The organism is Nonomuraea dietziae, from assembly GCF_014195505.1.
GTDB classification, from domain to species: domain Bacteria; phylum Actinomycetota; class Actinomycetes; order Streptosporangiales; family Streptosporangiaceae; genus Nonomuraea; species Nonomuraea roseola.
Genome location: NZ_JACIBV010000001.1, coordinates 4,350,734 through 4,375,419 on the forward strand (window position 1 = coordinate 4,350,734; position 24,686 = coordinate 4,375,419).

Consider the following 24,686-nt stretch of genomic DNA (forward strand, 5'->3'; position numbering starts at 1 on the left):
CGTTAGGAATCCAGCCGCGCGGCCTCTTGCGATGTTGGGCTGAGACGGTGACCGCCCATCCATGGCCTTCCGAGAGACTTCTGACCGGAATGGCTAGCCATTTTCGTGTTTCAACTCTTGGATTTGTCGATTAATTTCATCAACAAATCTTTGAATTTCTTCAGCACTCCATCCAAAGAAAAGCTCAATCTCTTGTGGAGAATTACGCGACAATGAATCGATAAGGCTATCGAAAATGAGCGTCAGCTCTCTGTTCGACAGCTCCCATCGATAGGCTTCTCCCTCACCCAGTCCCAGCGTAGCCATCAGTTGTCCTTGTGCTTATTGTACCAGGCGCTAAACTGCTCTTTGCTCATCTTTCTCCCTGTAGCCATATAGTCGCTCGCTCGCAAGACCATATAGCCGCGCGCCTCGTCATAATAGACCGTCTTCCCGCCCTGGACGCTACGGCCACCCGGCCCCGTGAGAATGCCGTCCAAGTATTCAGCAATTTGATCAACGTTTCTCATATCAACGCCAGGGATTCCGTGGTTCCTGTTGCCCTTCTGCCATTCCTCTTGAATATGAAGCGCGCCACCCCAAGCTGCATCACAAACCTCATTATGAACAAGAGCATCCACTGCTCCAACGCCAACATGGTAGGTGTGCAGGTCTGCGATGGTCAGGTTGTGGACCCGCTCGTTGAGGGGCAGGCGCCTGGTGACAGCTGTGATCTGAACGTTGGCGCCAGCGCTGGTCTGTAGCCATTGACCGGGTTCGAGTGTTATGGCGTCCTTCCACTCCGCCAGCACTGGCACCCAGAAGGGGTGATTGTCAGTAGCGACGATAACGCCGGTCTCGCTGCCGCCGCTGCCGTCGGTATCGACGGTGATGTCGACAAGGTTCTTCGCGCCGTTGCCGACGATCAGCGCGACCACTGGCTTGGCCTCGGCCCTTACCGGTTTCGGGGTCGGTGGCTAGGACTTGGTCACCGATCTGGATCTCTTCGATGGGCTTGAACGTGCCATCAGCCATGCGCACCGGGGTGATCGGGGCGAAGCTGTTCTTCTTGCACGCCGCGATGGCAGTGTCCAACTCCCGCTTAGCCTGGGCCCTATGTGCACGCGAATCGAACCAAGCGTTGAGCTTGGCCACAACTTTCTTGCCAATGTCAAAAACTTTTTTGAACTGCTCGACCTTTTTTGCCCAATTAAAGACGAAACTAAGTCCTCGCTTGACTAGCGCTCCACCAACGGAGCTGGTGAGGACGGTTATAGCCGTCTCAATACAAGCACCCGCATCACCGCTATTGAGGCATTTAATAGCGTTATCGATATCTTGTTTTAGATCGGTAGCCTCAGCGACCGCCTTCACTAGCTCTTGCAGAGCCTGCTTGAGTTTTTTATCGTTGGCAAGGTGCTTATTGAGGGCATATTTGAATCGCGCTGACTTACAGGCGAGACTTGCCTGGTCCTTGACACATGGATCCCTATAGGTCCTTGTGTCTGGAAGATCCGGTCCACCCGCGTACCCACCTGCGCCACTACTGCTAGCATTACCGTTTGTCTTTTTGCGCTGCGCATTGTGTGCGTACAAATAGTCAAGGAATTCGTAGAGAGCTACATCGCCCATATAGTGCACTGCCCTGTCATAGGCCAGTCTTGCATTACCGGGAAGAGCCTCATACTTTTTACGGGACTTTTCGTTCAGAAACTGCCCGCTAGCGGTGTACTGGCCTCCCCAGCGTTCCCGCTCTTCCTCGTTCAGTCCTGGCCCGTCAAGGTGACCGTTTGCCGCCTGCCATTCCACGGCTTCAGGGCCAGACATGTCCAGGGAATCTACGCCTCCAAACGTAAGGCCGCTTCCCGGCAGCCAGCAGCCGCCGCTCGCGCAAGGGTCATCGGTGACAAGGCTGCCACCACCACCGCTGTAGCAGCCGGAGCCGAAGCAGGTGTAGTGGCCGGTGGGGTCTACACCGGTGAGGGGGTTGCCGTTGGCATACGTGTAACGGTTGGCCTGGATTGAGGGGTACGGATCGAGAGTCCAGGAATCCCGGGAGGTGAATGCAGCAGTGTCCGGCTCGTACCAGCGGGCCAGCATGTTGACCTTGCCGGATTCCGGGTCGGTGTATTCGCCCTGGTAGCCGAGGCTGGGTTTGGTCCCGGTCTGCGCGATGACCTTTCCGAAGGGGTCGTAGGAGACAGAGTCACGAAGCGCGTCGAGGGTGAAGGTGGCGACCACATCACCGTGCAGGTCGCTCAGGACCGCTGCAGCTGAAGCGGCACCTTCCTTCAGGCTGAACAGGCCACCGTTCAAGTCGCGGCTGTAGCTTGACTGGGCTGCACCGGTGGCGTCGGTGATGGCGGCCAGGTCGTTGCCCAGGCCGGAGTACAGGAACGTCTGCTGGTTCTGACCGACGGATCGGGTGGCGGTCCTACCGAGGGCGTCATAGGCGAAGGTGGTGTCACCGTCACGGATGAGCTGGTCAAAAGCGTCGAACAGCAGTCCTCGTGTCAGGCCGTCCTTGGCCTGTGTGGCCACGGTGCCGCGGGGGGTGTAGGTGTATTGGGTGCCGTTCGCGGAGGTCAGGCGGTTGCGTTCGTCGTAGGTGTAGTTCTTGTCCCCGGCCTTGACTCGGTTGCCGGCAGCGTCCCAGGCGTAGCTGGTCGTGGCCCCGTCCGGGCCGGTCCAGGAGGTCAGACGCCCGGCGTGGTCGTACCCGTAGGTATTGGCTCCAGCTCCGGCGAGACCGATCGTGGTCTTGCTGGTGAGATGATCGTCCTTGTTCCAGCCGTAGGCGATCTTCGAAATCTCGGCGCCGGAGGCGTTCTTCAGCGTGTGTTCGGTGAGCCGGTCCAGCCAGTCGTAATCGAAGCTCTGCGTACTGGCCTGCCCGGTCGCGCTCAGTGAGGTGAGGCGGCTGTTCTTGTCGTACTGGTAGGTGAGAGTCCGGTTGGTCAGCGGATCAACGGCCGTTGCCAGGCGACTGGCATCGTCATACGTGAACGTCGCGTTGCCTGAGGCGTCGTTGCGCTGGGTGATGTTGCCCAGTGCGTCATAGCCGTAACTGGTCTCAAGCACTCCGCCGCGGGTGATTTTGATGGGATTACCGCGGTCGTTGTACTCGATGCCCCGATCACCGATGACGGTCGGCTTTCCGGCCAAGTCGTAGTCGAAGAGGCGATCGGCGGTGGCTACCTCGGCACCGGTTCCGGTTTCCTTGATGAGGTTGTTGTCCGCATCGTAGGTGCGGTCGATGCGCACCCCGCCTGGCTGCTGCAGTGTCAACAGGTTGCCTGCCGCGTCGTAGCTGCTGGTCCAGCTGCGGTCAGTCAAGTGGGGATGAGCACTGGTCGCGGGTTCTACGACGGTTTCGGGCAGACCGAGGCTGTTGTAGCTGGTCCAGGTGGTGTTGCCTCGTCCATCGGTGCGGCGGGTGGCTTTGCCCGTGGCGTCGTACCCGAAAGTGGTAGTGATCGAGTCCTGGTCTGAAATCGGTTCAATCAATGAGGTGACTCGGCTGAGCGCGTCGAAAGCCTTGCGGGTGGTGTGTCCCTCGGCAGAGGTGACACTGGTTGGATTGCCGGCGGCGTCGTAGTCCGCGCTGAGGCTGCGCAAGATCGCGCCGTTGTCGTCCAGGTCATTGGTCTTCGTGAGTCGCCCGGCCAGGTCATAGACCGATTCGGTGCTGTTGCCCAACGGATTGGTGACCTTGAGTAGGCGCCCGCTCAGGTCGAAGTCGGCACTGGTGACGTTTCCCAGCGGGTCGGTCTGCTTGACGACTTCACCAGCCGGGTTGCTGGCGAACATGGTGATCTGACCGTTCGGGGCCGTCTTCTTGGCCAGCACGTCACTGTCGGTGTATTCCAGCAGAGTGGTGTACGAGGCTGCCGGGGCGCGTTCGATCTGTGTCACGCTGACCTGGCGCCCGAGATCGTCATAGGTAGCCTGGGTGCGGGCACCCATCGGGTCGACGGTGGCCAGCAGTTCGCCGAGTAGGTCGTACTCATACATCCAGCGGCCGGCGCTTTGCCCCTGCGGAGCGGGGCCGCTTACCCGGACCTGGCGGCCGAGGACGTCGTATTCATAGCCGGTGACGTTGCCCCGGGCATCCGTGGTCTGCTTTACCCGGCCGGCGGCATCGTAGGTGTACATGACCTGCGGTTTGAGGACCGTCTGTGTGGCCGGAGCCGTGTAGGAGGAGGCGGTCACGCTCTTGACCCGCCCCCCGCGATCGTAGGCCGTTACCGTGGTGCGACCTTCGGCGTCGATGACGTGTGTTTGGTCGCCAACGGTGTCGTATCCGAAGCGGGTGGTGGGACGGGCGGTCGTGGTGGCGCCGTCCTTGTCGACCTTCACCTGCGGAGCACGGACCTCTATCAGCCGTCCGGCGCTGTCGTAGCGCATGCTGGTCGTGAAATCGGCCTTGTTGGCCTCGTCCGCGTTGCCGCGGGGGTCGGTCATCTCGGTGAGGAAACCGTGCTCGTCGTAGGACATGGTCGAGACGAGATCGTCGGCTCCGTTCTCTACGGTCTGACGGGTCACTTGGCCAGCCGCGTTGTAGATGATCGAAGTGCTCTCTTTACGTGCGGTACCTGCCGCCGTACGAGTCACGTTGATGACCTGGCCGTTGGCGTCGTAGCCGAATGTGCTCTTGCGGGCCAGACCTGCAGGATCCAGCGTCTGTGAAGTGAGGCGCTTGGCGGCGTCGTAGGTGAACGTCGTGGTGTTCTTGCCGCCCCCGGTCACCTGCTTCGTCATGTTTCCAGCGGCGTCGTAGGCGCGCTCTTCGAGCAGCAGGTCCTGAGGAGTCGAGGTGCCGTTCAACTTAGCGTCATCGGCGATGGTTTGAACGAGCAGGTTGTCGGCGTAATAGGTGTAGGACGTCTTGCGTCCCATCGCGTCAACGCGACTGGCCAGTCGTCCCTCGGGGTCATACGCGAACGACTCGACCACGACATCCTGGGCGGGCTGAGGAGCGAGCGGGCTCCCCGTCCAGCCCTTCAGCGTGCGTGAGGCCGCTTCACCGCGTTTGGTGTAGGCCGTGGTGATCGTCGCGCCGGCGGCGTCGGTGACGCTGGTTTGTGCGCCGGTCTGGTCCCAGGTGTAGCGGACGGTTTCCCCTTCGGGGCCGGTCACGGTCTCGGTGCGGCCGAAGGCGTCATAGGTGTAGACGATCTTCTTTTCGGCGTCCCCGCCAGTAAGATCCACCATCGCTTCGCTCAGCGGACGGCCGTCGGCGTCGTAGGTGTAGCGCTGTTGGGCGGTGTGGGTGACGCCGGTGATCTCGTTCTTCACGCCGGTGGCCGTCTGCGTTTCCACTTGGCCAACGGAGTTGTAGGTGATGGTCGTGACCACCCCTGCCGGCTGAGACGAGGATGTCTCTGTGCGGCTCACCACGCGGCCGAGTGCGTCGTATTCGTTGGAGACCTTCAGCCCGCTCTGCGTGAGTTCCTCGACCACGTCCCCGGCGGCGGTGTAGCGATACCGGATCGTATCTCCGCGGGGATTGATGAGCGTCGCCACGAGGCCCGCCGGCACCCGGCCACCACCGACGGCCTCCTCGCTGCCATCGGTATAGGTTCGTGTCGCCGTGTTCCCTTGCGGGAAGTCTGTGGTGGCGGGCGTGGTCGTCTTCACCATCTCGCCGAAGCTGTTGTAGCTGACGGTGGAGGCATAGGTGTCGTCGGTAGCGGAAGCCGACCGACCGTCTCGCGTCGTGACGACTTGATCGTTCCGTGGGTCGAACGGGTCATCGACGTTGAGGTGGTAGTCGAAGTATTCGGTAGAGCAGATGTCGGCGGACCGGCACGTCTTCTTGGCAATCAAGTTACCGCGTGCGTTGTAGGACAGTTCGACAGCGTTACCGTTGCGGTCCACAACCTTGGCGGGATTGCCTCCAGTGTCGTAGGCGTACTTGGTTGTTTGCCCGAGCTGGTCAGTCCGCGATACCAGCCGATTGCCACGTGAGGCGTCGTGGATATAAACCACAGGGGCCTGGTTCGGACCTGTGACGGTGACCGTCGCGGAGGTGTAGAGGGTGGTCTCCTTGGCGTATACGGGAGTCGAAATCTTCCACGTTCCGCCGTTGGAGTCTGTGTGCGCGCTTAGCCGGCCACCGTCGGCCGCATAGCTGTTCTCCGCCCATACCTTGCCGGAAGGTCTGACGACCTTGGTCATCTGAGGTTGGGCCAGCCGCGCCGCGTAGTGGGCGCGGACGAGGGCCAGGCCCAGCGGCTTGCCGTACACAGCGACCTCGTCGATGTCTCCGGCGAACGGGAAGGGCGCGGTGGATCCGGTTGTGGCAGGCCAGGCGGAGGAACCGAACCCGGAGCCGATCCGCGTCTCCCACTGGTCGACATGGGTGATCGTGCCGGCCAGGGTGCCGACCGCCTGACCGTCCAGGTACAGCGTCTGAGTGTCTTCAGCACCTGAGAGGACGACGTGGTGCCAGGCGCCGTCGTTGACCACGGTGGAGGATGTGATTGGCGCGGACTTGCCGTTGTAGAACTGACCGCGCAGCTTGCCGTCCGTACCGACGTACACCATCGGGGTGAATGCCGAGGGGGTGTTGGTGGCGGAGTTCTGGTATCCGAGGACGGTGCCCGAGCCAGTGGTCTTGAACCATGCTTCGACGGCAAGGGTGTTGCCTTGACCGCTGACCGTCGCCTGCGGCAGGGATACGTAGGTGGAGGTCGCGGTGCCCTTGAAGCGCATCGCCGGATCCGTAGATCCGCTGAGCGCGCCGGTGACGCCCACTGTCAGGTCGGCCGTGGCGCCGGTGAGCTTGGCATCCTCAGTAGCGATGTTCCAGCCTGCCGAGTTTGCGATCTTCGTGCCAGTGGCGGGGGTCGTTTCGTTCAGTCGCCAGTAACCCTGAGGTGCGGCGTCAGTCACCAGGCTGCGGTAGCGGGAGGCATCTCCGTAGGTGTAGGTGGTGCAGGCGCCATTGGAGATCGGCGGGCATGCCTTCACCAGCTTGTCGCCCTCGTAGGCATAAGTCCACGTGATCGCAGCGCCGTTCACCGGGTCGGTGGACACGCTCGTCACATGGTTACCGGTCCAGGTGAAGGTCAGCGAGCGGTCCCCGGTCGCGGTGACTTTGCTCAGCTTTCCGTCTGCTCCGTAGGCGAGTTGCTGGCCGCGGTTGCGAGCATCCGTGATCTTGGTGAGCTGGCCGGCCGTGTCGAACCAGTAGGAGGTGGAGGACTTGTCCATCAGCCTCCACCCGCCCTCGGGAAGCTTCACGAGAGTCGCGTAGGTGCCCGGAGGTGAGGCGTAAGTCCCGTCGCTCTTGGCCGCGAATCGCAGCTGCTCTCCGGCCGGATAGGTCACCAGCAGCGTCGACGTTTGCGGCTCGGGAGTGACCCGCATGTCCCATCTGGTCGACCAGCCCGCTCCGAACGCGCCGTCCGTACGCGGGTCGAGGCTGTTGTAGGTGCGGGACACCGACAGGGGGAGACCGACTGCAGCCACGGAAATATCGGTTTCCGTGTGCGTGTAGTTACCCGACGAGTGATCGAATTCCTGCCCGCCGCTGCTGGAGGCCAGCAGCGAGTTGATGCCCCCCTGTTCGGGGGTGGGCGTGAAGGTCCTCCATGAGGAGGTCACCGTGGTTGTGCTCGTGGCTGCTTTGGCGAACCACGAATAGGTTTCACCCCACTTGAGCTTCTTCTCTGGCACCGTCCAGGCTCCGGACTTCACCCAGTCGGGGGAGCTTTCGCACCAGGTCCAGTTCGGCTTGGTTCCAGCGCACACCTGGAACCAATAGGTGACGGGTGCCTCGCTAAGCGGACGGGCGTGAGCCGACAGAGTCGGGGTCAATGTCCCGACCTGTGTGTTGTTGGCTGGCGAGAAGGTTTCGAACGGCAGCGCGCTGACCTTGGCAAACTGCCAGTCCGACCAAGCCCCGGTGACGCCCGATGTGGTCACGCCCCGAACACGCCATCGGATCAGCCACCCATCCTGCAGCGTGTCAGGAGGAACCGCCATCCACGCCTTGGTACCCGTCGCGTACGAAGTCGTCGCCGTGCCCGCGTAGATTTGCCCCGAGCCCTGCTCATTGACAGATGGGTCATGTTCCACCTCAATACCCAGATACGAAGCCCGGTTTTCTGGATCGGTCACCGTCGCATACAGCCACGGGGTCAACGTGGCAGCCGTCCACGACGCCGTACTCCGCACGGCCGGGTCCATTCCGAGACCTTCCACCGACGGCCTCTTCAAGTTCACCCTCGCAGACTGCCAGTCCGACCAGGGGCCCTTGACTCCTGTCGTCGTCTGCCCGCGAGCGCGCCACCGCACTAGCCAGCCGTCACTCAGTTTGCCTGGCGGCACTTGCACCCAGGCGTTCGAGCCTGAGTTGTACGACGTTGGACCGGTGCCTGCCCAGATCAGGCCAGAACCCTGTCCCCCCGCTGAGGGGTCATGCTCGACCTCGACGTTCAGGAACGAGGCACGGCTCTCCGGATCGGTTACCTTCGCATAGGCCCAGGGAGTCATGGAAGACACAGCCCAGATACCCGTGCCGTTGGTAGCAGGCGTCATTCCCAATCCAGCCACCGAGGGCTTCTTCAAGTCGACCTGAGCTATCTGCCAGTCCGACCAGACGCCTTTTGTACCCGCAGTGGTAACGCCGCGCACGCGCCAGCGGATCGCTAAGCCGTCGGTGAGCTTGTTCGTGGGCACCTGGACCCATGCGTTCGATCCGGATGCATATGAAGTTGATCCCTGACCCGCCCATATCAGCCCCGTGCCCTGACCCGCCGCAGGATCGCGTTCGATCTCCGCACCCAGATAGGAAGCCGCGCCATTCGCGGCGATCACCTTCATATAGAACGATGGTGTCACTGACGATAGCGTCCATGTCCCCGAACCCTGCGTAGCGGGTAGGACACCCAGTCCCGTCCCGGCAGGTTTGCCAACTTCTACCTTGCTCGTCTGCCACTCCGACCACGGCCCCGGCACCACCGAACTCGACATATCCGAGTAATCCGAAGCCAAGCCACGCACACGCCAGCGAATCAACCAGCCATCCTGCAGCTTCCCCGACGGCACAGACGGAGAATAAGCCGTCGCCGTACCCCGGCCACTATTACCCGCCGTCTGATCCGCCCAGATCAGACCACTACCCTGACCCGCGGCCGAAGGATCATGCTCAACCTCAACACCCAACCCCACATACCGGTTTGCCGGGTCCGCCACCCACGCCCAAAACTGCGGCGTCACATTCGAATACGTCCACAACCCCGAAGCCAACTGACCCGACGACTCCACCTCCGAAACCGTCGGCTTACTCGTATCAATCTTGCCCGTCTGCCACTCCGACCACGGCCCCGGCACCACCGAACTCGACATATCCGAGTAATCCGAAGCCAAGCCACGCACACGCCAGCGAATCAACCAGCCATCCTGCAGCTTCCCCGACGGCACAGACGGAGAATAAGCCGTCGCCGTACCCCGGCCACTATTACCCGCCGTCTGATCCGCCCAGATCAGACCACTACCCTGACCCGCAGCCGAAGGATCATGCTCAACCTCAACACCCAACCCCACATACCGGTTTGCCGGGTCCGCCACCCACGCCCAAAACTGCGGCGTCACATTCGAATACGTCCACAACCCCGAAGCCAACTGACCCGACGACTCCACCTCCGAAACCGTCGGCTTACTCGTATCAATCTTGCCCGTCTGCCACTCCGACCACGGCCCCGGCACCACCGAACTCGACATATCCGAGTAATCCGAAGCCAAGCCACGCACACGCCAGCGAATCAACCAGCCATCCTGCAGCTTCCCCGACGGCACAGACGGAGAATAAGCCGTCGCCGTACCCCGGCCACTATTACCCGCCGTCTGATCCGCCCAGATCAGACCACTACCCTGACCCGCAGCCGAAGGATCATGCTCAACCTCAACACCCAACCCCACATACCGGTTTGCCGGGTCCGCCACCCACGCCCAAAACTGCGGCGTCACATTCGAATACGTCCACAACCCCGAAGCCAACTGACCCGACGACTCCACCTCCGAAACCGTCGGCTTACTCGTATCAATCTTGCCCGTCTGCCACTCCGACCACGGCCCCGGCACCACCGAACTCGACATATCCGAGTAATCCGAAGCCAAGCCACGCACACGCCAGCGAATCAACCAGCCATCCTGCAGCTTCCCCGACGGCACAGACGGAGAATAAGCCGTCGCCGTACCCCGGCCACTATTACCCGCCGTCTGATCCGCCCAGATCAGACCACTACCCTGACCCGCAGCCGAAGGATCATGCTCAACCTCAACACCCAACCCCACATACCGGTTTGCCGGGTCCGCCACCCACGCCCAAAACTGCGGCGTCACATTCGAATACGTCCACAACCCCGAAGCCAACTGACCCGACGACTCCACCTCCGAAACCGTCGGTTCGGAGGCGACAGTAACACTCGACCCAGACGCGGATAGAGTCTGCTGGCGCAGCACAAATGACGATGCCACTTTCAACGAAGGAGCGCTGTGTATTCCGCCGCCCTGTACCCGAGCAGCTCTGGGTGACGCTTTAGTCCCCTGCTTCGTGCGGACAGCATCAGTGGGCGTAGTGGCCCACGGAAGTGGGGGTGGAGACTTCAGCCCGCCAATCGCTGGCTCCTCGGTTGTCAGATGCCTCTTCTCCAGCGGCAGTGCCCCATCCGGCCGCACTGCCTTGTCCGAGGTACTCCGGCCGGGAGTACCGTCGAAGCGCGTGGCCTCAGAATCAACCAGATGGGGGAGATTCTTTGCGGAACCGGACTGCTGGACCGGTGGCTTACCGGAAGACCCGGAGGACGTCACAGCCGGGACGGCCACAGGGACCGAAACGGGGTCCGCCGCGACAGGCTGCAGGTGCAGCTGGACCAGCCCCGGAAACAATGCGATCACCGTGACCAAGCTCATCCGAGCTAGCCAAGGTCTGGACCGACTCGAACTTGCAAACCTGCTGCGTGCCATCACGCCAGTCATCCGAGCCCGCGCACGTCGAAGCGTCATGCGTCACCGTTCCTGCCGTGATGGAGCGCCCTCGACACAGACGAGTAAGCCCTCAGATGCCAGCCATAAGATCTACATAAGAAGATCCTCACTTGTATAGCTGAACGGGCAAAGTCGGCATAGAGGCAGCAAGCACGATCTTTGTGCAGGTAACGCTGCATCCGCGACATTTCGGAGTCAATGCAGCTCCCGCTAGGTGGCACAGCGCACACTATGATTAGGATCACATTCCGAGGCGCAGTTGCCCTACTCTCCGGTCTGCTCACAGACCGCTTTTATGTAGTGACAGCGCCAGCCGCTCCGTCATGTGCTCTCTCGGCCACGCCTTACGCGATCCACCGGTAAACGGCGTTGCCGTCTCTACACACCCCACCGTGTGGCCGTCGTGTTGCGGCAGCAGTCGAGAGCACAGCGCTTGCCTCTGTCTGGCAGAGAACAAGCGGAGTACCTAGCCACGAGGACCGCGCATCCATGCGCCGTCTCTCCCCACGTGCTTTCTGCCGCGTGTGGCCGTGCGGAGCGCGGTCGACAGCCGGCTATTCAAGATCCACCGCCGTCACTACAGAGAGCTTGGCCTAGCTCTCCTGCAAGATCTCCATTGCGCGGACCACGTCAGTGACGACGTGGTCCGCTCCGTTGTGCCGGCTCGCTGCCGCATCGCGGTTGACCCAGATCGTTCGGAGTCCGGCCGCACGGCCGCCTGCGATGTCAGCACCGAGACGGTCACCGACCATCCACCCGCCATCCGCGAGATCCGCCCCGCATCGCCGAGCGGCGATCTCGAACAGGCCCCGTTCAGGCTTCCGAATCCCTTCAGCGCCGGACAAGGCATAAGCGTCCACAACGTCGGCCAGGCCTGTGCGCTCGATCTTCCCGAGCTGGTTGTCCGCCGTCCCGTTGGTGACGATCCCCACTTTCCAACCAGCCGCGCGTAGACGCACCAGACCGTCCATGACTTCGGCAGGGCATCGCACGAGATGAGGCATGCGGCGACGGTAAGCAGCCCACAGTTCCTGGACAGAGCCACGGAGGCCGAATCTCTCACGCACCGCGGCGAAGAACGCCTCACGGTGAGGAAGCCCGTCGCGGTCCAGGGAGACCAGCCAGTCGGCCGTTTCCCGCGGTAGCCGGTGCTGGTCGACGAACTCGACGGTCCAGACCTTGAAAGCCGCATCCAGGTCTATAAGCGTGTTGTCCAGGTCGAAGAGGGCAAGTCGCTGCACTACAGCCTCACGCCATGCCGTACCAACGGGCTGTTCGGGGAAGCCGCCGGACCATCTCCGCCCTGTCCTCGAAGTCCCATCCCTCGCCGTCCGGCTCCGTGTGAAAGGAGAACCAGGGGAACTTACCTTCCACCCCTCTGGCTACGACGGCCTGCCCGCGGCTGATCGCGTTCTCGCCGGCGGCCCTCTTGTAGGGATCCTGTGTCACGTAACCCAGCAACTCGAACTCCGGGTACTCCTCCTCCGTCCAGACCTCGCGCCGACGCCGCGACCCGTTGAAGGCGGATCGCTGCAGCTCTAGTACGTGCCGGACCTGCGGCACCTCGACGGCACGATCAGGGCAGTCGGCGATCGTCTCGAAGGCCTCACGTCCGAGACCCACCAGCCAGTTCACGAAGTACTCGAAGCCGTCGGAGGAGTAGCTGCTGAGCATGTGCCGGTAAAGCGCGTACATGTCCCACGAACAGGCCCGGTTGGTGGCGATCGTCCAGAAGACGTCGAAGTCGACGATCTCTTCGACCGAGAGCCCGAAGAGATGTTCTTCGAGCCAGGCCACGCGCTCGCGCTTGGTGTCGGTCTCACGCTCGGAGCGCTCGATCAGGGCCCAGAAGCCGTCGATGTCCACAAGGCCTCATCGTGGCAGTTCGAGGCTCCGACGCCAAGATCACGGAACACCCACGGAACAGAGATCGGGTTCAAGATCCATCAGGTAGCGCGAAACCCGGCCCCCTCATCACAAAGGACCGGGTTTCCGCAGCTCAATCCCTACTTGAGGAGCTGGCGGGCCATGACCATGCGCTGGATCTGGTTGGTGCCCTCGTAGATCTGGGTGATCTTGGCGTCGCGCATCATGCGCTCCACGGGGAACTCTCGCGTGTAGCCGTATCCGCCCAGCAGCTGTACCGCGTCCGTGGTGATCTCCATGGCCGCGTCCGACGCCGCGCACTTCGCCGCGCTCGACAGGAACGTCAGGTCCTTCTGCGGTTTGCCGTGCATCGCCAGTTCCGACTTGGCCGCCGCGTGGTAGGTCAGCTGCCGTGCGGCCTCCAGCTTCATGCCCATGTCGGCGATCATGAACTGCAGGCCCTGGAAGTCGGCGATGGGCTTGCCGAACTGCTTGCGCTCCTTGACGTAGCCGATCGCGTAGTCGAGGGCGCCCTGGGCGATGCCGAGGGCCTGGGCGGCGATGGTGACGCGGGTGTGGTCGAGGGTGGCGAGGGCGGTCTTGAAACCGGTGCCAGGCTCGCCGATCATGCGGGAGACCGGGATGCGGACGTTCTCCAGGATGACCTGCCTGGTGGGCGAGGCCTTGATGCCGAGTTTCTTCTCTTTGGGGCCGAAGGAGACGCCTTCGTCGGACTTCTCGACGACGAAGGCGGAGATGCCGCGCGCGCCGGCCGAGGGGTCGGTGACGGCCATGACCGTGTAGTACTCGGACACGCCCGCGTTGGTGATCCACATCTTGACGCCGTTGAGCACGTAGTGGTCGCCGTCGAGGACCGCGCGGGTCTTCATGGCGGCGGCGTCGGAGCCGGCCTCGGGCTCGGAGAGCGCGTAGGAGAACATCGCCTCGCCCGAGGCGACGGGAGTGAGATAGCGCTCCTTCAGCGAGGAGGAGGCCGACAGCAGCAGGGGCACGGTGCCGAGCTTGTTGACCGCCGGGATCAGGGAGGAGGAGGCGCAGGCGCGGGCCACCTCCTCGATGACGATGACCGCGGCGAGCGCGTCGGCTCCCGCACCGCCGTACTCCTCGGGGACGTGGATCGCGTGCAGGTCAGCGGCCACGAGCGCCTTGTAGACGTCCCACGGGAACTCCTCGCGCTCGTCGGCCTCGGCGGCTCGAGGCGCGATCTTCTCATCGGCGAGGGCACGGACGGTCTCGCGGAGCATCTCGTGCTCCTCGGTGAGGGCGTAGGTCATAACCGAATACTAGGACGTCCAACCATCTTGTTACCAGCCGGTACGATTCGCCGGTTTACGCAGGTGGCACAGTGGAAGTGGTGGGGACCGGTAACATGCCTTGGCGATGAAAGGAGCTCACTCGTGCCATATCGCCTAACGGTGATCGGAACCGGGTATCTGGGCATCACCCACGCGGCCTGCATGGCGGACCTCGGATTCGAAGTCCTCGGCCTCGACGTCGATGTCGACAAGATCCGCCGCCTGCAGAGCGGCGAGCTGCCGATCCACGAACCCGGCCTTGAAGAGATCCTGCGGCGAGGGCTCGAGTCGGGACGGCTGCGCTTCACCACCTCCTACGAGGAGGCGGCCGCCTTCGGCGACATCCACTTCCTCTGCCTGGGCACGCCGCAGAAGCACGGCGAGTACGCGGCCGACGTCTCCTATCTCGACGCGGCCGTCGAGTCGCTGGCGCCGTACCTCGACAGAGACTGCCTGGTCGTGGGCAAGTCGACGGTTCCCGTCGGCACCGCGGCCCGCCTGGCGGCCAAGCTGGCCCGCCTCGCGCCGGTCAACGCGGGGGCCGAGCTGGCGTGGAACCCCGAGTTCCTGCGCGAGGGCTTCGCCGTGCAGGACACGCTCAACCCCGACCGCATCGTGATCGGCGTGGCCTCCGAGCAGGCGGAGAAGATCCTGCGCGAGGTCTACGAGCCGCTGGGCGAGGTTCCGATGGTCGTGACCGACTATCCGACCTCCGAGCTGGTCAAGTCCGCGGCGAACGCGTTCCTGGCGACCAAGATCTCCTTCATCAACGCGATGGCCGAGGTCTGTGAGGCTTCTCACGCCGACGTGCAGCAACTGGCCCAGGCGCTGTCGTTCGACGACCGCATCGGCGGTCGTTTTCTCAACCCCGGCCTCGGGTTCGGCGGCGGCTGCCTGCCCAAGGACATCCGTGCGTTCATGGCGCGCGCCGGTGAGCTGGGCGCCGACCAGGCGCTGACGTTCCTGCGCGAGGTCGACGCGATCAACATGCGCCGCCGCGCGCGTATGGTCGACCTGGCCCGCGAGCTGGCGGGCGGCTCGTTCCGCGGCTGCACGGTGGGCGTGCTGGGCGCGGCGTTCAAGCCGAACTCCGACGACATCCGCGACTCCCCCGCTCTCGACGTGGCCGTGACCATCGGGGAGCAGGGCGGACGGGTCACGGTGTACGACCCGATCGCGCTCGACAACGCCCGCAAGGCGCACCCTGAGCTGTCCTACGGCGAGTCGGCTCTCGACGCGGTACGCGGGGCGCACGTCGTGCTGCTGCTCACCGAGTGGAAGCAGTTCATCGACCTGGACCCCGAGGAGCTCGGCGCGGCGGTCGCGACCAGGAAGATCGTCGACGGGCGCAACGCGCTGGACGCGGAGACCTGGCGCGCCGCGGGCTGGCACTACCGCGCCCTCGGCCGCCCGTAGGGCCCCCGGCAGGCCGTAAAAGCCCACGCCGTCCAGCCAAGTCCCCGTCCGCCCGTAAAGCCCCCGGCAGGCCGAAGAGCGCGAAGCAGCTCGTCCAGGCAGCCCGCGGAGCACCCCCCACGAAGTGCCGGCCGGGCGATCTGCTCGGCTGCGACCGCTGAGTCAGCGCCCCAGTTCGGCCGCCTCCGCGCGCAGCTTCTCACCCTTGGCGTGCGCCTGGTCGCGCAGCGTCTCCTGGAAGGCCTCCATGCGTCGGAGCAGCGTCTCGTCGGACGCGGCGAGGATGCGGACGGCCAGCAGCCCCGCGTTGCGCGCCCCACCGACGGCGACCGTCGCCACGGGGACGCCCGCGGGCATCTGCACGATGGACAGCAGGGAGTCCATGCCGTCGAGGTACTTCAGCGGCACCGGCACCCCGATCACCGGCAGCGGCGTGACCGAGGCCAGCATGCCGGGCAGGTGCGCGGCCCCTCCGGCGCCCGCGATGATCACCTTGAGCCCGCGGGAGGCGGCCTGCCTGCCGTACTCGATCATCTCGGTCGGCATGCGGTGCGCGGAGACCACGTCGGCCTCGAACGGCACGCCGAACTCGGCCACGGCCTCCGCCGCGAGCCTCATGACCGGCCAGTCGGAGTCGCTGCCCATCACGATGCCGATCATGTGTACTCCCCTGTGGTGAGGTAGACGGCGGCGTGCCTGGCCCTGGCCCTGACGTCGTCGAGGTCGGCGCCGAGGGCGGTGACGTGGCCGATCTTCCTGCCCTTCCGCACCTCCTTGCCGTAGAAGTGCACCTTGACGCCGGGGTCGTGGGCCATCACGTGCTCGTAGCGCTTGAAGATGTCGGGGTCGTCGCCGCCGAGCAGGTTGGCCATGACGACGTAGGGCGCCGCCATGGACGGCGAGCCGAGCGGCAGATTGAGCACGGCCCGCAGGTGCTGCTCGAACTGGGAGGTGCGGGCGCCCTCGATGGTCCAGTGGCCGCTGTTGTGGGGGCGCATGGCCAGCTCGTTGACCACGAGACCGTCGGTGGTCTCGAACATCTCCACCGCCAGCAGCCCTGTGACGCCCAGCTCATCGGCGATCTTCAGGGCGATGCGCTGCGCCTGGGCGGCGACCTCGGCGTCGAGCCCCGGCGCGGGGGCCAGGACCTCGACGCAGATGCCGTCCTCCTGGACGGTCTCGACGACCGGGTAGCTGACGCCCTGCCCGTGCGGCGAGCGGGCGACCAGGACGGCCAGCTCGCGCTCGAACGGCACGAACGCCTCGGCCAGCAGCGGAACGCCGTTCGCGACCACGGTCGCGGCCTCGTTCTCGTCGTCGCACACCCACACGCCGCGGCCGTCGTAGCCGCCTCTGACGGCCTTGAGGACGACGGGCCAGCCGTTCTGCGCCGCGAAGTCCGCGACGTCGGCGGCCGTCTCGACGGTGCGCCAGGCGGGGCAGGGCACGCCGATCTCGGTCAGCCTTCTGCGCATCTCCGCCTTGTCCTGCGCGTGGACCAGGGCGTCGGCGCCGGGGTGGACCTGGACCCCCTGCTCGGCCATGGCCTTGATGTGCTCGGTCGGCACGTGTTCGTGGTCGAAGGTCACCGCGTCGCAGCCCGCGGCGAACTCCCGCAGGACGGACAGGTCACGGTAGTCGCCGAGACGGGTGTCGACGATCACCTTCGCCGCGCTCTCGTCCGGCGAGTTGGCCAGGACCCGTAGCTCGAGACCGAGCGGGATCGCGGCCTGCTGCATCATGCGGGCCAACTGGCCAGCGCCGACGACGCCCACAACGGGCCCGACATGCGAAGAGGGGCTGCTCACGTGCCCGAAGCATACCCTCACCTCGGCCATCGCCACGTCGCGACCGTCAAGTGGTCAGGTCGGCCAGTGCGCGGCGCAGGGCCACGGTCGTCAGCTTGTTCTTCGCGCTGATCTCACTGGCCAGCACGACGAGCTCGGTGCCGGTCAGGGAGGCGGGGTCGTTCTCGCCGGTGAACTCCTTCACCAGCGCCCTGCCGTACGGCGGGCGGCCGAGGGAGTTCCTGCCCTGGCCGGGGCGGTGGCGCGAGACCAGGCGGAGGGTGTGGAAGACCAGCATCGAGCCGTTCGACAGCGCCAGCGCGCGGGACGGGCCGCCGAAGAGCTCGACGTCGACGCTCACCCTGTCGGGACGGGCCCTGGCCGTACGGTCGGCGAGCTCGTCACGCAGGTCGGCGATGGCGTCGCCGGAGGGGAAGGCGACCCCGCTCACTCCCGCCGGGTCGGTGAGATAGGTGAGGTGGCGCTGAGGGACCAGCCTGGCGCGTCTGGCCGTACCGCTGGAGGGTTCCGCGCCGTCGGCGCGCTCGGGAGCCTCGCCGAGCAGCCGCAGCGGCCCAGCCGCGAGGCGCCAGTTGCGGTCGTGGACGAACAGGAAGTACGTGGGCTCCGGGCGGCGCGCCAGGACGGCGAACCAGCCGGGCGCCTCGGGCAGCAGGTATTCGAGGTCGGAGTAGCCGGTCAGGGCTGGGCGGCCGTTCCGGGTCGCCTCGCAGGCACGACCGCCCAGCGCATTCTCCGCCCACGCGGTGAGGCGGTCGACGGTCGCGCAGTCGCGGTCCTCCCAGGCCTGGGCGAGCTCGTCGAGCAGGTCGAACGCCTTCTCCGCCACTGTTCGCTCCACCCGGTGAGCGGATGTGGATGGTGACGGCGGCTCCGTCGGCTCCCCCGCACGGCTGCTCGCGACACCACAGCCGGTCACCATGGACAGGCTGGTCAAGAGTGCGAACAGTCGACGCTTCACGGGTGATTCCCCAGGGTGACGGCCGTCTGTCGCGGCCGCTGAGCCGCGATCTGGGCGTCAGCGTAGTGAACTCCGTTCCAGCTTTCCCCTCATAAGACGATATTTCTAGAATTGTTCTTTGCGGGCGGATGATGAGGTACTCGAGTCGCTTTGCGGAACCTTCGCACCCGGGCGAGGCGCCCGGCCGGTAACCTGGTGGGATCGGACCCGTCCCGAGGGTGCGGCTGGAGAACCGAAAGGACCGTGCAGGAGACGTGGAGTTCTTCAGACGCGCCTACCACCGGTTCGTTCATCTGATCCATGAGCTGGCCAAGTTCGGCACGATCGGCGGCATCGCCTTCGTGATCGACTTCGGGGCCACCAACCTGTTCCGCTTCGGCTTCGGCTGGGGCGCCCTCATCTCGACGGGCCTGGCCACGGTCATCTCGGCCACCTTCGCCTACGTCGGCAACAGGTTCTGGACCTTCCGCAACCGCGAGCAGAGCGGGCTGGCCCGCGAATACCTCCTGTTCTTCCTGCTGAACGGCATCGGGCTGCTCATGAGCCTGATCGTCATCGGGTTCACGACGTACACCCTCGGCCTGCACGACGCGCTGAGCTACAACATCGCCAAGGTCATCGGCGTGGGCTTCGGCACCCTGTTCCGGTTCTGGTCGTACAAGAAGTGGGTGTTCCTGGCACCGGAGGAGCCGCCGGTCGAGCCCGTCACCGGCCTTCCCGAGGCGCTCTCCCCCAGGCGCTAGCCGTCTACGGCGTGGGCACCGTGTAACGGTGCAGCCGTTCGTTGATCTTGTAGTAGAGGTGGCCGAACCTGTCGGCCGTCAGCCCCTCCATGCCGGGGACGGTCAGCAACACGGTCAGCGCCTTCGTCGCCCTGTCGATCCTGAAGATCTGGTCGCCCGCCGTGCCGTAGACGTGCCCTGGATCCTTCTCCAACGTGAGCAGGACTCCGTCGCGCCAGGCCAACCCCGGCCTGGCGGCGTAGTCGGGATCGGGGAACAGCCGCGTCACCGCGATCGCGTCGGGACGGGCGGGGTCCAGCGTGAACAGCGAGCCGCCTGCCAGGCCCCAGAGCCTGCCGTCCACCTCGGCGAGGGCGGTGACGGCCTTGGGCGCCGTCAGCGGGAGCGGATGGGTGCGCACCTCGCCTGTCGCGGGGTCGTAGGAGAACAGCGTGGCCGAGGCGCCAGGCGCGTAGACGGGGTTGACGCCGAGCGCGCCCCTGGTGGAGGTGCCGCCGAACAGCCTGCCTCCGGCGTGGGCGAGGGAGACGACCGCCTGGTCGCGCACCACGCACAGGGTCCTGCCCGCCGTCCCCTCCTTCCAGACGGTGAGGGCGCCGCTGCGCTTGCCGTACTTGGGGACGGTGCCCATGTAGACCGTGCCGTCCGGCCCGCCGGCGAGCGCGTAGGGACGGTCCTGCGGGGGCGGGCCCTTGCCGGGCTCGCAGTCGTCGGCCTTGCTGCCCGCCGCTCCCGCCGTGTACCTGAGCGTGGGCGGCCACGGGCCCGAGGGGTCGTGGCTGTAGAGCTTGGCCGACGGATAGACGCCGAGGTAGAGCCTGCCGTCGTGGGCGAGCAGGCTGTCGGTCTGGCTCAGTCCCGCGAGGGTGGGCGTGTCGGGGGCGCTGTTGTCGCTGTCGCCGCGCAGCGGGTCGTAGACGCCGGTGCCGCCCGTGAGGTAGCCGCCCGTGTAGATCCTGCCGTCGGGGCCGGCGCCGAGCGCGTTGATCGCGGCGGGGAGCACAGGGGTGTCGCGCACGACCCTGCTGCTCCACTGGCCTGTGGTGGGCGCGTACGTGAAGATCCTGGTGCCGTCCTCCGCCGCGCCGAGGCCGGTGAGCGTGCCGTTCAGCCAGGTGTAGCCGGTGACGTCCAGGCCAGGCCGTACGGCGGTCGCCTGCAAAGCCTTGGCCGCGAGGTCGTAGGAGTGCAGCAGGCCGCCCTTGACCAGCCAGACCTTGCCGTCGCATGCCGGTGAGTGGTGCAGGTCCACGTCGGTGATCGCGGCGTCGGTGACGGCGCGGTACGAGCCGTCGGCGTTCCTGACGATCTCGAGCACGAGCAGCGTGCGGTCGAGCCAGGCGAACAGCCTGCCGCCCGTCCAGGTGAGGCCGCCGACCATCGAGTTGTGCGCGTAGGCGGCGGGCAGCAGGCTGTCCACCCGTCCTGTGACGTTGTCGAACCTGACGAGCGAGGCGTCGGTGCCGGTGCCGAGGTAGGTGGCGTTGGCGGCGGGGTCGTGGGCGAGGCTGCGGATGTACTCGGCTCCCGCCACGATGGGCACCTGGCCGATCGTGGTGAAGACGCCGCGGTCGTACTTGAAGTAGCGGCCGTCGTTGTAGGTGCCGCCGTACACCTTGCCGCCCGCACCGGGCTCCAGGTCCCAGATGAAGGAGTAGCCGCCCTCCGCCCTGCCGAGGTCGGTCACCGTCGCCTGGCCCGGCACGTGCCTGTAGAGCTTGGAGTTGGGATAGGTCCCGAGGTAGACGCTGCCGTCGGTTGCCGTGGCCGCCGCCCAGCCGCCGACCGTGGGCGTGGCGGCGGTGTCAGGGATGGTGAGGCGGCTCTTCACCGTCTCGGTCGCCAGGTCGATCACGGCCAGCTGCGGGTTGGTGTCCGCGGTGCCGGTGTAGACGGCGTAGGCGCTGCCGCCCGCGAACGTGGTGGCGTTGGGCACGCTGCTCTCGATCTGCACGCCGAGGTCGGTCACGTCCTTGGTGATCAGCACCTCGTCCCAGTAGGCCGTGCCGACGTTGGCCACCCCCGAGTAGATGAGCGCCGAGACCGTCGTCGTGCCCGCGGGAGCCAGGCCCGAGGCCGTGACGTCGCTCCATCTCCCGCCTGACACCGAGGCGCCGACGCTGCCGAGCAGCTGTCCCGACGATCCCCTGAACCGCAGGTAGAGGTCGGAGCTGCCGGTTTCGGTCCAGACCGTGGCGTGGGCGGTGTAGCGGGAGCCCGCCACGGCGGGCAGTCCCGGCAGGCTCTCCCTGCCGTAGGCCAGCGCGGGCTCGGTGTCGGCGACGCGCGCGGCGGTGCGGCCCTGCCAGCTCACCGCGGTGACGCCGCCCTGACTGTGCGAGCCGCTCCAGCCGGTCAGCCCCTGGTCGAATCCGGCGTTGGCGATCCGCAGGTCGGCGGCGCGCGCAGGGGTGAGCGAAACGAAGAGCAGCGTGCCTGACAACGCTGCGGCGAGCAGCCTTCTCAGAGGGGTCACCGGGCCGCACCTCCCGAGGGGCGCTCAATCATGCTCGATTATGGCCCCGACCGTAAACCTTCGCGCGAAGCCCGTCAATGGGCTGCGCGCGGCTCTCAGGCGGGCCCGGTGACCACGCGGCGACCCGGGACCTCGGCGGGGCGCAGGAAGATCGCGAACACCGCGGGACGGCGGCGCACCAGCTCCAGCCGTCCGCCGTCCGCGGCGGCCAGCGCCCTGGCGAGCGTGAGCCCGAGACCCGTGCCGCCGCCACCGCTCACGTTGCGCTCGAAGACCTTCGGCGCGATCTCGTCGGAGATTCCCGGACCCTCGTCGGCGACCTCGATGACGATGTAGTTGTCGCTGCTGCTGGTGGAGACCGTGACGTCGCCTCCGCCATGCTGGATCGAGTTCTCCAGGAGTGAGGCGACGACCTGGCCGAGCCCTCCCCCGGTGGCCAGGGCCTTGAGTCCGCGGGTGCCGCCGAGGGAGACCGAGCGGCCCACTCTGCGGAAGGCGGGCTCCCACTCGGTGACCTGCTGGACCAGCACTTCGTCGACGGAGATGGGCTCCGCCTGCGCGATGCGCTGACGGCGGGCCGCGGCCAGGAGCTCGTCGATGACCGCGGTGAGGCGTTCGGCCTGGACGATCGCGGCCTCGCCCTCCTCGCGGACGACGGTGGGCTCGTCGGAGGCGGCGACGATCTCCTCCAGGCGCATGGTGAGCCCCGTCAGCGGGGTGCGCAGCTGGTGGGAGGCGTCCGTGGCGAACTCGCGCTCGCGCGTGAGCAGATCGGAGATGCGCGCGGCGCTGCGGTCGAGCACCTCGGCCACGCGATCGAGTTCGGGGATCCCGTAGCGGTGTTTGCTGGGCCGGGCGTCCCCCGATCCCAGCCGGTCGGCGATCTTGGCCAGGTCCTGGAGCGGCAGGGTGAGCCGACGTGACTGCACGATGGCGAGACCCACCGCGACCGCGAGAGCCGCGGCGGCCAGCGCCACGATGAGGAGCAGGCGAGCGCGCACATCCTGCTCGACCTGATCCTTGTCGCGGCTCACCCTGACGTAGATGCCGCTGTCCGACTTGGCCTCCTCGTGCATGGAGTGGCCGGACTGCGGAGATGTGCCGACGACGGTCGCCGTCGGCGGGTTGCCGTTGACGTAGATCTGGATGTATCTGTCTGGATACTTCTGCTCCAGCTGCTGCGGGTCGAGCGGCGTCTCCTGGATGCGGGCGTATTCCACCTCGCCCACCAGACGGGTCGCCTCGGCCCTCAGCTGCTGATTGGCGTCCTCGACGATCAGCCTGCTGACCACCACGCCCAATGGCACCCCGAGCAGAAGTACGGCGATGGCCGCGACGACCAGGGTGGAGGAGAGTAGGCGGCGGCGCACGTCCTACTCTCGCTCGAACCTGAAGCCGACTCCCCTGACGGTGGTGATGTAGCGAGGCTTGGCGGCATCGTCGCCGAGCTTTCGCCGCAGCCAGGAGATGTGCATGTCGAGAGTCTTGGTGGACCCCCACCAGTTGGTGTCCCAGACCTCGCGCATGATCTGCTCACGCGTGACGACCTTCCCCGCGTCGCGTACGAGGACGCGCAGCAGGTCGAACTCCTTGGTGGTCAGGTGCAGCTCCTTCTCGCCCATCCACGCGCGACGTGAGTCGGCGTCGATGCGCACCCCCTGGACGACAGGGGTCTCGGAGGTGCCGCGCCGTAGCAGGGCCCGGACACGGGCGAGCAGCTCCGCGAGGCGGAACGGCTTGGTGACGTAGTCGTCGGCGCCGGCGTCGAGGCCGACGACCGTGTCGACCTCGTCGACGCGAGCGGTGAGGATGAGGACCGGAGTTCCGTGCCCTTCGGCACGGATCCGGCGGGCGACCTCGAGACCGTCCATCTCTGGCAGGCCAAGGTCGAGAACGATGAGGTCGATGCCCCCCGACAGAGCCCTCTCGAGGGCCTGCGGGCCGTCGGGGCTCACCTCAACCTGGTAGCCCTCGCGGCGCAGGGCGCGCGCGAGCGGCTCGGAAATCGAGGTGTCATCCTCGGCGAGAAGTACGCAGGTCATGAAGCGATCGTAGGACCTTAGGCGATCGTTTCCCGGCCGCAGCGCGCGGTTTGACTCGCGTTTGACCTATCTATTGACCTGGGCAAACGCTGATAAATGGCGGCTAGTCTGGGTTTAATGGCCCACGCTTTCCGCCGTCTTCCCCGTTCGTTCTTCCCTCGGGTACGTCAAGCAACCCTCGCGCTGTCGCGATCATGCCCCGGGCGTGTCGCGACACGCGTCGGCGTGCCGTCCGGAAAAGGGTGGAAATGAGAACGCCCGCCGGAGCGAATGTCACGGCGGGCGACCAAGGAAGGGTCAGTCGGAGGGAGGCTCGGCGTAGCGAGCGAGGTACAGCTGCTCGCCCAGGCTCTGGATGAGCCCCAGCTCGGTCTCCAGGTAGTCGATGTGGTGCTCCTCGTCGGCGAGGATCTCCTCGAACAGGCGCGCCGAGGTCGTGTCGCCCTTCTCGCGCATCAGCTTGATGCCGGGCTTGAGCCGTTGGACGACGCTCAGCTCCACCTCGAGGTCGGCGCGCAGCTGCTCCTCCACGGTCTGACCGATGTGGAGAGTGCCGAGCCGCTGGTAGTTGGGCAGTCCCTCGAGGAACAGGATGCGGTCGGTGAGCTTCTCGGCGTGACGCATCTCGTCGATCGACTCTTCGCGAGTGTACTTGGCCAGCCTGGTGTAGCCCCAGTTCTCCTGCATCTTCGCGTGCAGGAAGTACTGGTTGATAGCGGTGAGCTCCGCGGTCAGCTGCTCGTTGAGCAGCTCGATGATCTGCTTGTCGCCCTGCATTGAACGGGCCCCTTGTGCTATGCGGTCGGAATCAGGTCGTCAGACCTTTTCAGGATCGCACAGATCTTCCGGACACAAGAGGCACAGTCGCTGCCGGCGCCGGTGGTGTCGCGGATCTGCCGTGCGCTCTTCGCGCCCGCGGCGATGCAGTCGTGGACCTCGTTCTCGGTCACGGCACGACACACGCATACGTACATCGGGGGAGGAGCCTCTCGCAGTTGGGACCTTTGGTTAGGCACACCTAAGATAACCCACTTTGGTAAGGCTTGCCTATGTGTAGTGCGACACAGGCATAAATCGCCCA

At 65.5% G+C, this 24,686-nt stretch carries 16 protein-coding genes; 2 read left to right on the top strand and 14 right to left on the bottom strand.

What is annotated here, in order from left to right:
• Positions 1-93: 93 nt before the first annotated feature.
• The 6 genes from FHR33_RS20560 to FHR33_RS20585 form a co-directional block, all read right to left on the bottom strand.
• Entirely contained in the window at positions 94-306 is a 213-nt protein-coding gene (locus tag FHR33_RS20560) for a hypothetical protein (RefSeq protein ID WP_183650199.1), read from the bottom strand.
• Complete coding sequence (locus tag FHR33_RS20565; RefSeq protein ID WP_183650202.1) at positions 306-917, bottom strand: polymorphic toxin-type HINT domain-containing protein; 612 nt, start codon at positions 915-917, stop codon at positions 306-308. Before FHR33_RS20565 ends, FHR33_RS20560 begins: the two co-directional genes overlap by 1 nt.
• Positions 814-10,161, bottom strand: a complete 9,348-nt coding sequence (locus FHR33_RS20570) for an RHS repeat-associated core domain-containing protein (RefSeq protein WP_183650205.1) — start codon at positions 10,159-10,161, stop codon at positions 814-816. Before FHR33_RS20570 ends, FHR33_RS20565 begins: the two co-directional genes overlap by 104 nt.
• 1,409 nt (positions 10,162-11,570) lie before the next feature.
• Positions 11,571-12,218: an HAD family hydrolase gene (locus tag FHR33_RS20575; RefSeq protein ID WP_183650208.1), complete on the bottom strand. Its 648-nt coding sequence runs from the start codon at positions 12,216-12,218 to the stop codon at positions 11,571-11,573.
• A 7-nt stretch (positions 12,219-12,225) separates the two neighbouring features.
• Positions 12,226-12,843, bottom strand: coding sequence for a DUF4240 domain-containing protein (locus FHR33_RS20580; RefSeq protein WP_183650211.1), 618 nt, complete (start codon positions 12,841-12,843; stop codon positions 12,226-12,228).
• A gap of 140 nt (positions 12,844-12,983) precedes the next feature.
• On the bottom strand, positions 12,984-14,138 hold the full coding sequence (locus FHR33_RS20585; RefSeq protein WP_183650213.1) for an acyl-CoA dehydrogenase family protein: 1,155 nt from the start codon (positions 14,136-14,138) through the stop codon (positions 12,984-12,986).
• A gap of 123 nt (positions 14,139-14,261) precedes the next feature.
• Here FHR33_RS20585 and FHR33_RS20590 point away from each other — a divergent pair, with 123 nt between their 5' ends.
• On the top strand, positions 14,262-15,575 hold the full coding sequence (locus FHR33_RS20590) for a UDP-glucose dehydrogenase family protein (protein ID WP_183650216.1): 1,314 nt from the start codon (positions 14,262-14,264) through the stop codon (positions 15,573-15,575).
• Between the two features lie 162 nt (positions 15,576-15,737).
• On the opposite strand, the gene purE is transcribed toward FHR33_RS20590, so the two are convergent.
• From purE to FHR33_RS20605, 3 genes are read right to left on the bottom strand one after another with little or no spacing between them, the layout of a single operon-like run.
• Complete coding sequence (purE, locus tag FHR33_RS20595) at positions 15,738-16,235, bottom strand: 5-(carboxyamino)imidazole ribonucleotide mutase (RefSeq protein ID WP_183650219.1); 498 nt, start codon at positions 16,233-16,235, stop codon at positions 15,738-15,740.
• Positions 16,232-17,383: a 5-(carboxyamino)imidazole ribonucleotide synthase gene (locus FHR33_RS20600; protein WP_312895640.1), complete on the bottom strand. Its 1,152-nt coding sequence runs from the start codon at positions 17,381-17,383 to the stop codon at positions 16,232-16,234. The genes purE and FHR33_RS20600 overlap by 4 nt, the downstream gene beginning before the upstream one ends.
• A 46-nt stretch (positions 17,384-17,429) precedes the next feature.
• The gene (locus FHR33_RS20605; protein ID WP_183650222.1) at positions 17,430-18,224 is read right to left on the bottom strand and encodes a hypothetical protein; all 795 of its coding nucleotides are present in this window, start codon (positions 18,222-18,224) and stop codon (positions 17,430-17,432) included.
• A gap of 374 nt (positions 18,225-18,598) precedes the next feature.
• Here FHR33_RS20605 and FHR33_RS20610 point away from each other — a divergent pair, with 374 nt between their 5' ends.
• Positions 18,599-19,087, top strand: coding sequence for a GtrA family protein (locus FHR33_RS20610; protein WP_183650225.1), 489 nt, complete (start codon positions 18,599-18,601; stop codon positions 19,085-19,087).
• Between the two features lie 4 nt (positions 19,088-19,091).
• Here the strand turns inward: FHR33_RS20610 and FHR33_RS20615 are convergent, their stop codons facing one another.
• From FHR33_RS20615 to FHR33_RS20635, 5 genes are all read right to left on the bottom strand, one after another.
• Positions 19,092-21,563: an NHL repeat-containing protein gene (locus tag FHR33_RS20615; protein WP_183650228.1), complete on the bottom strand. Its 2,472-nt coding sequence runs from the start codon at positions 21,561-21,563 to the stop codon at positions 19,092-19,094.
• Positions 21,564-21,658: 95 nt separating this feature from the next.
• A complete protein-coding gene (locus tag FHR33_RS20620) occupies positions 21,659-22,933 on the bottom strand; it encodes an ATP-binding protein (RefSeq protein ID WP_183650231.1) in 1,275 nt (424 codons plus the stop codon).
• A 3-nt stretch (positions 22,934-22,936) separates the two neighbouring features.
• Positions 22,937-23,605 (bottom strand): response regulator transcription factor, encoded by a 669-nt coding sequence (locus FHR33_RS20625; protein WP_043620820.1) that lies wholly within the window; start codon positions 23,603-23,605, stop codon positions 22,937-22,939.
• Between the two features lie 297 nt (positions 23,606-23,902).
• Positions 23,903-24,382: a bacterioferritin gene (gene bfr / locus FHR33_RS20630; RefSeq protein ID WP_183650234.1), complete on the bottom strand. Its 480-nt coding sequence runs from the start codon at positions 24,380-24,382 to the stop codon at positions 23,903-23,905.
• A gap of 17 nt (positions 24,383-24,399) precedes the next feature.
• On the bottom strand, positions 24,400-24,579 hold the full coding sequence (locus tag FHR33_RS20635; RefSeq protein ID WP_183650237.1) for a (2Fe-2S)-binding protein: 180 nt from the start codon (positions 24,577-24,579) through the stop codon (positions 24,400-24,402).
• Positions 24,580-24,686 lie beyond the last annotated feature (107 nt).

What these genes read in the sequence shown, in the direction of transcription:
- FHR33_RS20560 (WP_183650199.1), bottom strand. Translation starts at nt 306, where the DNA reads ATGGCTACGCTGGGACTGGGTGAGGGAGAAGCCTATCGATGGGAGCTG.
- FHR33_RS20585 (WP_183650213.1), bottom strand. Translation starts at nt 14,138, where the DNA reads ATGACCTACGCCCTCACCGAGGAGCACGAGATGCTCCGCGAGACCGTC.
- purE (WP_183650219.1), bottom strand. Translation starts at nt 16,235, where the DNA reads ATGATCGGCATCGTGATGGGCAGCGACTCCGACTGGCCGGTCATGAGG.
- FHR33_RS20625 (WP_043620820.1), bottom strand. Translation starts at nt 23,605, where the DNA reads ATGACCTGCGTACTTCTCGCCGAGGATGACACCTCGATTTCCGAGCCG.
- bfr (WP_183650234.1), bottom strand. Translation starts at nt 24,382, where the DNA reads ATGCAGGGCGACAAGCAGATCATCGAGCTGCTCAACGAGCAGCTGACC.
- FHR33_RS20635 (WP_183650237.1), bottom strand. Translation starts at nt 24,579, where the DNA reads ATGTACGTATGCGTGTGTCGTGCCGTGACCGAGAACGAGGTCCACGAC.